The organism is Desulfoplanes sp. PS50, assembly GCF_053851535.1.
In genome coordinates, this window is record NZ_JBSPZA010000053.1 from 1 (window position 1) to 11,324 (window position 11,324).

Annotated in this window: 12 protein-coding genes and 1 tRNA gene; 7 read left to right on the forward strand and 6 right to left on the reverse strand. The window is 48.8% G+C overall.

What is annotated here, in order from left to right; all coding sequences use genetic code 11:
* Positions 1 to 237: 237 nt before the first annotated feature.
* The gene (locus tag ACTVJH_RS15100; protein ID WP_455992513.1) at positions 238 to 1,065 is read right to left on the reverse strand and encodes a hypothetical protein; all 828 of its coding nucleotides are present in this window, start codon (positions 1,063 to 1,065) and stop codon (positions 238 to 240) included.
* Between the two features lie 823 nt (positions 1,066 to 1,888).
* On the opposite strand from ACTVJH_RS15100, the gene ACTVJH_RS15105 reads away from it, so the two are divergent.
* The gene (locus ACTVJH_RS15105; protein ID WP_455992515.1) at positions 1,889 to 2,881 is read left to right on the forward strand and encodes a tyrosine-type recombinase/integrase; all 993 of its coding nucleotides are present in this window, start codon (positions 1,889 to 1,891) and stop codon (positions 2,879 to 2,881) included.
* A 50-nt stretch (positions 2,882 to 2,931) separates the two neighbouring features.
* Here the strand turns inward: ACTVJH_RS15105 and ACTVJH_RS15110 are convergent, their stop codons facing one another.
* Complete coding sequence (locus ACTVJH_RS15110) at positions 2,932 to 3,261, reverse strand: hypothetical protein (protein WP_455992518.1); 330 nt, start codon at positions 3,259 to 3,261, stop codon at positions 2,932 to 2,934.
* A gap of 159 nt (positions 3,262 to 3,420) precedes the next feature.
* On the opposite strand from ACTVJH_RS15110, the gene ACTVJH_RS15115 reads away from it, so the two are divergent.
* The 4 genes from ACTVJH_RS15115 to ACTVJH_RS15130 all read left to right on the forward strand — a co-directional run bounded on the left by ACTVJH_RS15115 (position 3,421) and on the right by ACTVJH_RS15130 (position 7,057).
* A complete protein-coding gene (locus ACTVJH_RS15115) occupies positions 3,421 to 3,774 on the forward strand; it encodes a helix-turn-helix domain-containing protein (protein WP_455992520.1) in 354 nt (117 codons plus the stop codon).
* 598 nt (positions 3,775 to 4,372) lie between these two features.
* Positions 4,373 to 4,576, forward strand: coding sequence for a helix-turn-helix domain-containing protein (locus tag ACTVJH_RS15120; protein ID WP_455992522.1), 204 nt, complete (start codon positions 4,373 to 4,375; stop codon positions 4,574 to 4,576).
* Positions 4,576 to 5,703 (forward strand): tyrosine-type recombinase/integrase, encoded by a 1,128-nt coding sequence (locus ACTVJH_RS15125; RefSeq protein ID WP_455992524.1) that lies wholly within the window; start codon positions 4,576 to 4,578, stop codon positions 5,701 to 5,703. Before ACTVJH_RS15120 ends, ACTVJH_RS15125 begins: the two co-directional genes overlap by 1 nt.
* Positions 5,704 to 6,256: 553 nt before the next feature.
* Positions 6,257 to 7,057, forward strand: coding sequence for a site-specific integrase (locus ACTVJH_RS15130; RefSeq protein WP_455992527.1), 801 nt, complete (start codon positions 6,257 to 6,259; stop codon positions 7,055 to 7,057).
* 94 nt (positions 7,058 to 7,151) lie between these two features.
* On the opposite strand, the gene ACTVJH_RS15135 is transcribed toward ACTVJH_RS15130, so the two are convergent.
* From ACTVJH_RS15135 to ACTVJH_RS15150, 4 genes are all read right to left on the reverse strand, one after another.
* Positions 7,152 to 7,228: transfer RNA gene (locus ACTVJH_RS15135), tRNA-Pro, on the reverse strand.
* 37 nt (positions 7,229 to 7,265) lie between these two features.
* Positions 7,266 to 8,417 (reverse strand): glycoside hydrolase family 3 protein, encoded by a 1,152-nt coding sequence (locus tag ACTVJH_RS15140; protein WP_455992530.1) that lies wholly within the window; start codon positions 8,415 to 8,417, stop codon positions 7,266 to 7,268.
* Between the two features lie 348 nt (positions 8,418 to 8,765).
* Complete coding sequence (locus ACTVJH_RS15145) at positions 8,766 to 9,794, reverse strand: NAD-dependent epimerase/dehydratase family protein (RefSeq protein ID WP_455992533.1); 1,029 nt, start codon at positions 9,792 to 9,794, stop codon at positions 8,766 to 8,768.
* A gap of 29 nt (positions 9,795 to 9,823) precedes the next feature.
* Positions 9,824 to 10,186 carry a winged helix-turn-helix domain-containing protein gene (locus ACTVJH_RS15150; protein WP_455992535.1) on the reverse strand — a complete coding sequence of 121 codons (363 nt, stop codon included), beginning with the start codon at positions 10,184 to 10,186 and terminating at the stop codon, positions 9,824 to 9,826.
* 401 nt (positions 10,187 to 10,587) lie between these two features.
* On the opposite strand from ACTVJH_RS15150, the gene ACTVJH_RS15155 reads away from it, so the two are divergent.
* Together ACTVJH_RS15155 and ACTVJH_RS15160 are read left to right on the forward strand one after the other, a co-directional pair.
* The gene (locus tag ACTVJH_RS15155; protein WP_455992537.1) at positions 10,588 to 11,079 is read left to right on the forward strand and encodes a DUF2062 domain-containing protein; all 492 of its coding nucleotides are present in this window, start codon (positions 10,588 to 10,590) and stop codon (positions 11,077 to 11,079) included.
* A gap of 97 nt (positions 11,080 to 11,176) precedes the next feature.
* Positions 11,177 to 11,324 (forward strand): rRNA adenine N-6-methyltransferase family protein (locus tag ACTVJH_RS15160; RefSeq protein ID WP_455992539.1); only part of this gene is annotated, 148 nt, incomplete at its 3' end.

The following is an 11,324-nucleotide window of genomic DNA, read 5'->3' on the forward strand; positions in this document are numbered from 1 at the left end:
CAAAACAGGCGAGCTTCCCCCGATAAATCGGGGATAAGAGAGAACAGGAGCCGTGTACGAGGCCCGTACGCACGGTTCTGTGAGAGGGATGAAGCAGAGTTGATCGCTCTGCTTCACCCTACTCGATGTTTACGATTGTGGGGTGTTAGCTTGAAATTTTTTGGCGCAGAGGACGATGTACAGGAAAATGATGAAGTAATTTTGACGGGAGGTTGAATAAGTCGAAGTCGTTACCGTTTATTGCGCATAGAACATCAATCGATACAAAGGAGTGATGATATGCCGTATGACAGTAATGCCAGGCTTTGGCCCAACAGGGATGACTGTTTTTTTCGAAACGCGGATATCCGCCCGGTCAAGCAACAGGGGCCACATTGTGTGACGACTTCCCTGGCCATACTCACCGGTCAGGCACCGGAATTTTTTCAGGGCACAGTAAATACCCAGGATCCGATATCTTGGTCGGAGGCGCTCAAGCCCTTTGAGATGCAGCTTGCTTATTGTCCCAGCGATATCCGTCGGATGGAATTCTATGTGCACGAATTGGTAGTGCTCAATGACCTTTTTGCCCTTTGCTATTACACTAGCAGCGATCCGGCAGTTCTTCTCGCAGATCCTGATGAATCCGGATGGATTTGCGGTTCGCATATCGTCATCATGCACAGAAATCACATTTATGATCCTGCACGCGGAACCAGGGAGATGGTTTGGGATCATCCCTGTCGATATTTTCATACGAAACGGATTTTCCGGATTGTTTCGACTGATTACCAAAGAGGGCTGTGATATATGGGACGGGTTATCAGAAGGAGACGGGTTCCCCGTCGGGACGATCAGCGGATCTGGCAGGGGCGTCGGGTGGACAAAGATTTGAAGGATGAATGGCTGGATGAACTGAATTCCCTTTTGTGTATGGATCTGGTCAGCATATGTCAGGGCCATCCGGATCAGGACAGGCGCTCCAGAAGAACGCCTCATATAACTCTGCGTTTCAAGCCCCTGTTTGTAACTCGTGTCCAGACGAAGCAACAGGTTGAATGGCTCCGGAATATTGTCCTCACACATGTCCAATGTCCTAAAACCGCTGTCGAGATTGAATCTCGAGTCGTGGCCCGTGGTGTTGGAGATTCGATTCGAGACAGACCGTTGTCGTGCGTCTGTTCTTTTCAATTGAGAATGACGGTCCCACAGACAAGTGGTTTGAAAAAATGGTCAGAAGTATAGATGCGGCCGATGCGGATATTTTGAAAATCCATCATCTGTCGGTCAGGCCTTTTGCCCATATGATTTAGTTGCTCTCGGAGAGGAGAATAAAGCGAATTATGCGAAATAAGGGGTGATGGTGGTGGAAGTAGGCTTCCCTTATTCTCAAATCACTGATGGGCAGATCCGAGATCGTGATGGGGCGGCCTAATGGGTTGTGACGTTTTTCGAGGATGATCCTATGGAAAAGGCGGACTGTTTTTGCTGAGGAATCCATCTCCCCACCTCTTTGGTTAGCCCATAATCCTGTATTGTAAGTAAACCCATCTGGCAGGATACCCTCTCTCACCGGCGTCTCAGCCGATATTTTTTGATATTCTTCCGCATTACGCCAACATATTCTTCCGCATTCAGTAATGCGGAAGAATATGCCCGCTCGAGCTACATATAACGATTGTTGGATAAAACGTCCTCATTACATTGCATATCAGGTCATGGATTTTTACGAGCGGGCGAAGGGTATCCTAACGCCTTGGTTTACCAATCGGATGGAAATCCTCTCTTCAGGAAATCACTGTCCAGGAGGACCGTTTTTTACAGAAGGATCGTCAATGACTCCCAGGACTTGCATTTTAAGATTCATGTAATATAATAGTAGTAAATCTTAAAAAGCGAGGTGATCGATATGAAACTGAAAGAGGTGATGAGAAATGCAGAAGATATAATACGAGAAATAAAGCTTCTAGATGTTGAAGACAAGACCAAGGCTGAGTATCTCAATATTGCTAATCGGGTACGAAAAGACCCAGATAGGTTGCTATACCAAGGTTCAAAAGGATACTATTACAAAAAGAAAGCTGCTCTTCGATATTTTATCCAACATTATCTAAGATTGTGTATAAAAAAGATCAACTCGAAATCAATGGAAGAAGAAAATATCAAGAAAATTGGCAGGAAGATAATATATCTCATCAATCTCTACAAAAAACATGGCCGGAATAACGGAAAAAGTCCCGTAACGACCAAGAGTCCGGGCAAATCCAAGCGGAAATCCTTGCGCAAAATGCCCAAGTATTGGCGTGAAATGATGTGGGATCGGTGTGCGAACTACGATTACAAGGGAGCCCTGGCCATACTGCAACTAACAGGTGCCCGGCCTAGCGAGATCGAACGGGGGGTGATCGTGGTGGGCGATGAGTCCTCGGAATTTCTGGAAGTTGTCATTAAAGGATCGAAGCAGGGCAAGGCGAAGAAAAACGGGCAAGCCAAACGAAGCATTTTTATCGACATGAGGGTCCATGTTTATCATCGATCGCCCAAAGATTATCTGTTGAGTTGTGTCGCAGAGGACGGTTATGTTATTGTCCAAGCCAATGCCAAACGTTTGAATGACTATGTGCGAAGACTCTCCCAAAAAATCTGGCCCAAGAAGAAAAATCCTATCACTCCATATAGTTACAGGCATCAGCTTTCGGCAGACCTGAAAGGGGAAGGATGTCCTCCGCCAAAAATTTCAATGACTCTTGGACACCGATCAGTACTTTCCAAGAAAAAGTATGGAACTTCAGCCCAGGCCAGGGGGAGTACCCATATTGGAGAGGTACGTTGCAGCCATGCACTCCGCGAACCTCAAAGATCTCATCCATGGGAGCAAATCCAGGCATCCGGCACTGGCTAGTCGGTGAGGAGTATTGGTGGAGGGTACCTTGCCCCTCCACCAATACTCGTCTAATCTAGCCTATTGATTTTTGCGGTAAGTTTGGCCAAGATTTTCTTGCATTCTTCAATTTCTGCTCTCACATCCGTGATAACGGATTCAGGTTTTGCGTTTACAGGTGCCTCCCACATGAGCAACTCTTGGGTGATTGAGTTGCTATTTTTAAATCCAGCAATTTTCATGACGCTTGCGATTGCCCTGGAGTGAAGAGCACTCAAATATCCCGAACTGATTTTGTACCGATCGGCTACGTCTGTCAGGTTTGTTTGTCTCCCGATAAGAGCACAGAGAGCGTCGTACTTGCGTTGAGGGCACAATTTAGAACCTTTTGTTCTCGCCATAATACGTTCCTCATTTTTGCGGATTAAAAATAATCCGATTTGGGATTAACATGGTCAAAAAAATATTTTGAACTTCCACTGCTGCCCCGTAGTTGTGTTGCGCAACAATTACTCTATATTAATAATTCGGATTAATGTCAATAGGAAAACGGATAAAAAATGAAGATTGGAGAAAGAATCAAACAGGTCCGTGAACAAAATTCACTTAAAACAGCAGCATTTGCAAAGATTATTGGGATATCACAAGGCTCGTTAAGTGATATAGAGAATGGAAAAACTAATCCAAGAGCCAGCACCCTGCAGAATCTTGTGTCGTCCATGCATGTCGATCCTCTTTGGCTGCTGACGGGAGAGGGCAGGGAAACGATTGAAAACAGGCTGGCACTCAAAAGCCCTCTTGCGCGACAGATCGGTCAGATTGCAGATGAATTGTCAGTGGACGCCCAAAAGGATGTTTTGAAGTATGTTCAAAAGGAAAAACTACTCCATGATCTGAAGGAGCAGAACGTCTAAATTTTATTTTTTTGATAGAAGACAAAACCAACTAATCCCCCAGCCGACGCTCATTGGTTGGGGGATTCGTTGGTTTTGTGGAATGCTGACTCGGGGTGACCTCAAGAAAAATAAAAAAAAGAGGCAAAAACTGTAGGTAAAAAATTTTTCAGTATATCAAAATTTTTTTATAAAAAAAATCGCCGTTTTTTGGGGCAAATCCGGTGGTTGTGAAAAATCGAACGAAGTCTTTTTTCGATAACTACTTGATTATAAATAATAAAAATAATTTCAGGTACGATAAAAAAATATAACTTTTATTTTTTTTGAAAGAAAAATTGACCAGATTCATGATTTTTTTTTGATTTTTGACTTCAAATTATTTCCATGGATCTCCCGTGGGAATTTCGGACAGCCTGTCCCAAAATGGGATGATCGTGAAAAAAGCCCAATATACTTGCATTCAGATCACTGTGATGATCGGTGGGACATTTTTTTATGGAAATTTTCATTTTTTATTCATGCGTTGCGGCGGGCATGTTTAGGTTTTTTCAAAACCATATCGTATACTTGTCATGAACCGTGCTCAAAGAGCACACAACTCAAGTGAGGTATGTATATGGTAAAGGAAAAAGTTGTACTAACAAGAAATGAGGTAGCGGATTATCTGCGGGTCGACAAATCGACCATCTCCCGGCTGGCGAAATCCGGAGAGCTTCGGCACTTCAAGATTGGAAGTCGGTTGCTGTTTAAAGCTGCGGATGTGTCTTCATTTGTAGAGGAGAAGATCGTTTGCGAAGAAAAATTCCGGGAGGTGTGCTGATGGCTTCTGTCGGAATTCAAGCAAAACCGTTAAAATCGGGCAAAAACAGCTATGCGGTGTGGTACAAACATCCGGTTACGGGCAAGAGTAAACATTACAAATCCTACCGGCTCAAAAAAATTGCCGACCAGGAAGTCGCGAAATTGCGAATCCTCATCGACACGGGAAGCATTCCTGACGTGGCCACCCGGAAGAAACGGGGCGTGATCACGTTGGCTGAAGTCGGAGACCTCGTTCGGAAGGAGTGGCGTAATAAAGTGAGATCCGGAGATATCAAGCCGGTCACGGAAAGCGGGTACCTCGGTCATCTGAAGAAAATCGAGGAAGATTTTGGTTCCCGCATGCTTGCGACTATCACCAAAGATGAAATTTTGGACTTCCGGCTTGACCTTGCTGAAAGCACGTCGAAGGTGACAGCAAATCGGCGGATGCATGTATTTAAACAAATATTTTCCAAGGCTGAGGAAAATGGGCTGTGTCTGAAGAACATTCTGGCCGGTGTCAAAAATTTGGGGGAACAGGATCATGAGCGGGATTTTTGGCTCAAGCCAGAGCAATTGGATCGTCTCCTTGAAAAGGCCCAGAAATCAAAAGTGAATCATTATATGGTGTTGGCCATCCTGCTGGCGGCGGAACACGGCGCGTCCACGCAGGAAATTCTCGATTTACGATGGGAACATATCGATTTTGATTGGAAGGGGTGTGGGTGTATCCATTTTCATCGTACAAAGAATGGTGTGGATCGTTCCCACCGTCTCGACATGGGGCGAACCAAACAGGCCTTGCTTGATCGCAGAAAGTTTCTGGCCCAGCAGAGGAAAATATCAGAGGGAGAGGTTGATGGGTACGTTGTTGGATATATCGATGGGAGACAAATGAAGGGGTTTAAACGCTCTTGGCGGACGATTAGGAACAATGCAGACCTTGAGATGATGCACTTTCACGACTTCCGTCATACCTTCTGCACAAATCTCAATATTTCAGGCATTTCTGCCCCGCAGGTCAATGCGTTTATCGGACATAAAACTTTGGGGATGACGTACCGGTATATACACGCTCTGGAGGTGAATGAATGCACCGGTCTGAGCAATCTGCAACAGCGCTACAATTCAGGGGGAAAGCCATAAAATCCCACGCCACCGCAACCGGAATATCCGGCCTAACGAAACAAGCCTGCCTTTGGTCGCACCAACGGCGGGCTTGTTTGTTATATACTGGAAAAAAAGGATAAATGGCTTGATTTCAACATGCGAGGGGGGTATATAATCAGGACAAAGAGCATCGTTCTTTGACAATGAAATAGCGTTGGGAATCGGGAATATCTCGGGAGGAAAGCATATGTCTACTGTCGGGATACAACCCAAGAAACTGAGTAATGGAAAACGAAGCTATTCCGTTTGGTATAAAGACCCTGTGACAGGCAAGCAGCGGCACTTTAAGACGTACCGACTTAAAAAAGTTGCCGATGAGGAAGTCGCCAAATTAAGGGTTCTGATCGATACCGGGAAGGTTCCAGATGCCCCTACCAGGAGAAAGCGTGGGGTGATCACGCTGACCGAGATTGGCGATTTGTTACGCCGGGACTGGCGAAATAAGGTGCGGACTGCTGAGATGGTCAGAAAAACCGAAGAAGGATATCTCCTTCAGTTGCAAGCGATTGAAAAAGTCTTTGGGGATAGAATGTTTGGAAGTATCACCAAGGACGAGATCCTTGATTACCGCATTGAAGTTGCTGAAATGTTTTCGAATGTCAGCTCGAACCGGCGTTTTTTTATATTTAAGCAGCTTTACGCCAAGGCCAAGGAAAAAGGGTATATCGGTCAGGATGAGATATCCAAGGTGAGGTATCTGAGTGAAAAAAAGCATGAGCGCACGTTTTGGCTCAGACCTGAGCAGTTAACTTTACTCCTGGATGCCGCCCGGCAGAACCGATCCAAACATCATATGGTCTTGGCCATCCTGTTGGCCGCAGAACATGGGGCCTCCAAGCAGGAGATTCTGAGCTTGAAGTGGGAAGATGTCGATTTTGAACTGGCCGGGAACGGGTGCATCAACTTCCATCGGACCAAAAATGGCGTCCGCCGGATCCACCGCCTCGACATGGGGCGGACAAGGAAGGCGCTTTTGGAGCGGAGGCAATATCTGGCTGAGCGTCGGAATATCCCGGAAGACAAGGTTGATGGGTATATTGTCGGTCACGTGGATGGTTCTCGCATGATCAGATTCAAGTCTTCGTGGGACACGATTCGAAGGACTGCGGGGTTTGAAAAGATGCATTTTCACGATCTTCGCCATACCTTCTGCACGAACCTGGTCTGCTCTGGCATGACGCTGAAGCATGTCAAGGAATTGATTGGCCATCGGACCATGGAGATGACCGAACGATATGCCCATTTTGAACAGCTTCAGGACTTTGGCGGATTGAGGGAACTTGCAGCCCGGTATGAGCGTGGCGGAAGCCATGCCCTGAGCGGGGTTTAGGATTAAAGGCTAGAAATAGGCTAGAAATACGGAAAAAGGCCACTTTCCGAAGAAAATGGCCTTTTTGTAAGCTATTGGGGTTTAAAGCTTTTTTTGGTCGGGATGAGAGGATTTGAACCTCCGACCCCCTGAACCCCATTCAGGTGCGCTCCCAAACTGCGCTACATCCCGACACAGGGGGCTCTTTTATGGATCTGGCCCCTGGTTGTCAAATAATTTTTTGAAAATCCTGCAACTTTTTTTTCAGGGCCATGATTCGGGTGAAGGACTCGGCTATCCGGGCCTGGGAAATCCGGCCGGATTGGACGAGATCTTCAATGATGGCGACAGCTTTTTGCGTGATCTCGGGATCGTAGCTCAGGTTGTTTCCAAAGACGAGGATATCGGCTCCGGCCTCGATGGCCTGGGTGATGGCCTGATCCAGCCCGTATTCCCGGGCAATGGCCTCCATCTGCAGGTCATCGGTCACGATCACGCCCTTGAATCCGAGATCCTGGCGCAGCAGGCCGGTTATGGTCGGCCGGGACAGGGTGGCTGGAAAGGTATCATCCAGGCGGTCATTGAAGATATGCGCGGTCATGATCGCATCACAGGCCCCGTGTTGGATGAGATACCGGTAGGGAAGAAGTTCCAGGGGCGACCAGGTGGTGGAGACATCGGTGACGCCTTTGTGGGAGTCGTTCTGGGCGCTGCCGTGGCCGGGAAAATGTTTCAGACAGGAGAGCACCCCGTAATCATGCAGTCCGCAAATGAAGGCCTCGGCATGGGCCGCGACCTGGTCCGGATCATCTGAAAAGCTGCGTCCTATTTTACCGATGGCCGGGGAGAGAGGATTCACGTTGACGTCCACCACCGGGGCGAGGTTCCAGTTGATCCCGAGATCTGCCAGGGTTTTTCCGGCAAGTTCGCCCGCATGTCGTGTGGTATCCGTGTTATGCTCTTGCCCGAGTTCCATGGCGCCGGGCAGGGCGGGGAATCCGTATTTGGGCTTGAGCCGGGCCACCCGGCCCCCTTCCTGATCAACGGCCACGAAAAGGGGGAGGCTCGCATGGCGCGTGAGGTCGGCGACCAGTTTCTTGACCTGTCCGGGCGAGGCGATATTTCTGCCGGGCTGCTTCAGGGCGACATCATAATCAAAGAGGATCACGGAACCAAGGTGGCGTTCCGCAATATCCCGGACAATGGGGGAGTGCTCGTCCACGCTCAGCCCCCTAAAGCCGACCATGAGCATCTGGCCGATCATGGTTTTGAGGTCAGGTTCCTGGGCGGCCGCTGCACCGGACGTTTTGGAACAGGCCGGGCAGAGGCCCAGGGCAAGGATCAAGGCGATGGGCAGGAGGTGTTTTCGCAAGGTTGGCATAGGGGATTGTATTGTTGTAATGATTTAAGTAAGATGGAAAGATATAGGATAGGGTGGACGGAAAAGTGAATGCTTGGCGAGCCTGCGAGGGTAGCAGACCTTATGCAAGGCTGGTGGGATAAAGTGCGTAATACATAATAATACACAGTACACAGTGCGCAGTGCGCAGACAAGGCAGGAAGACAACAGAAAAACTTAAAAATAAAATCCGGTTCCACAGGCGACAATTTCTATCCAGTCCTGAATAGAAATTGTCGTTTTTTGTCGAGTCCTAAAAAAGAGTGGTCACTTTTTCCTGCGCACTGCGTACTGTGCGCTGCGTACTTCCTTTCTTCACTTCGTCTTTTTTTATCCCAGAGAGGCGACATACCAGGCAGCGGTCGCATCAAGTCCCTGGCGGACGCTGTGGGTCGGTTCGTAGCCGAGCAGGTTCCTGGCCCTGGTGATGTCGGCCAGGGAATGGCGGACATCGCCGGGTCTGAAATCCCGGTACACCGGGTCGGGGATGGTCAGGTCGGGCCGCTGGCCCGCAACCCGGTCCCTGATCAGGGTGAAGAGTTCGTTGAGGGTGGTCCGTTCCCCAAAGGCCACGTTGTAGACCTGGCCTGGCGCGTCCGGGTGCTCGGCTGTAGCCGCGAGAATGTTTGCCTGCACGCAATTGTCGATGTAGCAGAAATCCCGGGAGGTCTCGCCGTCCCCGTTGATGTATACCGGCTCTTTGGCAAGCATTCCGGCAAACCATTTGGGCATGACCGCGGCATAGGCCCCGTTGGGGTCTTGGCGTCGGCCGAAAATATTGAAATAGCGCAGCCCGATGGGTTTGAATCCATAGGTTCTGACAAAGACATCGGCATAGAGTTCATTGACGTATTTGGTGACCGCATAGGGAGACAACGGGCGGCCGATGGCATCTTCGACCTTGGGAAGTCCGGGATGATCCCCGTAGGTGGAGCTCGATGCCGCATAGACGAAACGTTCGACTCCGGCGTCTCGCGCAGCCACGAGCATATTCAGAAATCCGGAAATATTGTTTGCATTGGTGGTTATCGGGTCTTCAATGGACCTGGGGACCGATCCCAGGGCAGCCTGATGAAGGACATAATCTGCTTGCCCGCAGACCTGCTTGCACGTGGCAAGATCGCGGATATCGCCTTTGACAAGGGTGAATCCGGACCATTGCTTCGGGGTGACCAGCGATCGGACATCCTCGAGATTGTGTTTGTGGCCGGTGGAAAAGTTGTCCAGCCCGATGACCTGCTGGTCAAGACCAAGCAGGGTTTCAAGAAGGTTGGAACCGATGAATCCGGCAACGCCGGTGATGACCCAGGTTTTGGGATGAAGGGCGAGCCGGGCCGTAATGTTTGAATAGGTGGTCATGCAATGTCCTGATCAGTAAAAAGAGGCGCTCAATCCTGCGTCGAGGTGAAGTCGTTTATCTTCCAGGTGAATTTCTCCCGCGCCCTGTCCAGGGCAAAGGCCTCCACGTCTTCATGCCATGCATAGAAATTGTTCAGCAGGGTGTCGGCCATGTCCGAGAGCACGAATCCCTTTCGGCCGGCAACCTTGACCAGCAGGGGTTTGCCCAGGACCTCTTCAGTGGCCTTGATTTTCCCCCAGGCAGCCCTGTATGACATGCCCAGCTCCTTGGCTGCTTTGTTCAACGAACCGAGTTCCTTGACTTTTTGTAAAAGAAGCACGCGGCCCATGCCAAAAAACATGCCTTTGTGCGTTTCAAACCAAAGATGAGTTCTCATCGTGGTTGTGATCATTAGATACATTCCTCCTGCTTCGGATCTGTACGCGGAAGTGGTTTAAATCCGCCTCTCTGTATCCCCTCCACCTAACCAGTATAAAAGTGCCGGTCAATGAAGGACGTTTGGTATGGCAGGGCTGATTTGTTCGCATGGCCGGGCATCATATTTCAGGTACGTGCATGAGAACAAATGTGTCCTTTTCTTTTTTTTGTCGTGGGACATGTCGATATTTCGGATGAGGTCTTGAAATCAGGACTTGACCCAACCTCGACCGTCGATCAAAATGCATAATTTGTTGCGGGTGAATTTTTACAGCCCTTTGATTGATATGAGGAATGCTACATGGTCATTGTAGACAACCTTGTTGCTCTTTGTATGTTGTTACATGCGCAGAGCATTGTGAATATGGTGTTCTAATGCGACGTTTTTGGATCCGTGTAGGACGCACCATTCGGTTTGCGTATCTGAAAACACTGCGCATCAAAGCGCCTCCGCATTCCATAGGCTTGGGGATGGCCATTGGTGTTTTTGTCGGCTGTCTTCCGCTCATCCCTTTTCAAACCGTCATTGCTGTGACCCTTGCTTTCTTCTTCAGATGCAGCAAGATTACAGCCGCCCTGGGTACCTGGGTTACCAATCCCGCCAATGTGGTTTTTGTCTATTACTTTCTTTATCGGATAGGCCGGTGGATCGTACCCGGCGAGGCCCTTGGTTTCGATCCGAAGCAGCTGGCCCTGTCCGATATGTTCTCTTCGGGATGGCATCTGGTCATGATCATGAGCGTGGGGGGACTCGTCATTGGAATTCCCGCAGCTATCCTGACCTATTTTCTGACTGTGAGACTGATTCGTGTCTATCACAAGAGAAGGGCCGCCAGACTCCTTAAAAAGGCGGCCAGGAAAAGATGACAGATCGTTGGTGCCCCGCACGTTCAGTAAACAGGCAATAGTCTGGAAAAGTGTTGTTAACCAATAATTCTTAGAGTGTATCGAGGATTTTTTCATAATGCCTGATCATCCCCGTGCAGCAGAGGGTCGTCCCAAGAAAAGTCTTGGTCAGAATTTTCTCATCGATGGGAACATCGTCCGAAAAATCGTGGACCAGCTTGGCATCCTTTCCGGGGACACCGTTTTTGAGATCGGTCCGGGTCGTG

Bases quoted from the DNA above. Each gene is read 5' to 3' on its own strand.
- ACTVJH_RS15100 (WP_455992513.1), bottom strand. From the start codon at position 1,065: ATGTGTGAGGACAATATTCCGGAGCCATTCAACCTGTTGCTTCGTCTG.
- ACTVJH_RS15105 (WP_455992515.1), top strand. From the start codon at position 1,889: ATGAAACTGAAAGAGGTGATGAGAAATGCAGAAGATATAATACGAGAA.
- ACTVJH_RS15110 (WP_455992518.1), bottom strand. From the start codon at position 3,261: ATGGCGAGAACAAAAGGTTCTAAATTGTGCCCTCAACGCAAGTACGAC.
- ACTVJH_RS15115 (WP_455992520.1), top strand. From the start codon at position 3,421: ATGAAGATTGGAGAAAGAATCAAACAGGTCCGTGAACAAAATTCACTT.
- ACTVJH_RS15120 (WP_455992522.1), top strand. From the start codon at position 4,373: ATGGTAAAGGAAAAAGTTGTACTAACAAGAAATGAGGTAGCGGATTAT.
- ACTVJH_RS15125 (WP_455992524.1), top strand. From the start codon at position 4,576: ATGGCTTCTGTCGGAATTCAAGCAAAACCGTTAAAATCGGGCAAAAAC.
- ACTVJH_RS15130 (WP_455992527.1), top strand. From the start codon at position 6,257: ATGTTTGGAAGTATCACCAAGGACGAGATCCTTGATTACCGCATTGAA.
- ACTVJH_RS15140 (WP_455992530.1), bottom strand. From the start codon at position 8,417: ATGCCAACCTTGCGAAAACACCTCCTGCCCATCGCCTTGATCCTTGCC.
- ACTVJH_RS15145 (WP_455992533.1), bottom strand. From the start codon at position 9,794: ATGACCACCTATTCAAACATTACGGCCCGGCTCGCCCTTCATCCCAAA.
- ACTVJH_RS15150 (WP_455992535.1), bottom strand. From the start codon at position 10,186: ATGATCACAACCACGATGAGAACTCATCTTTGGTTTGAAACGCACAAA.
- ACTVJH_RS15155 (WP_455992537.1), top strand. From the start codon at position 10,588: ATGCGACGTTTTTGGATCCGTGTAGGACGCACCATTCGGTTTGCGTAT.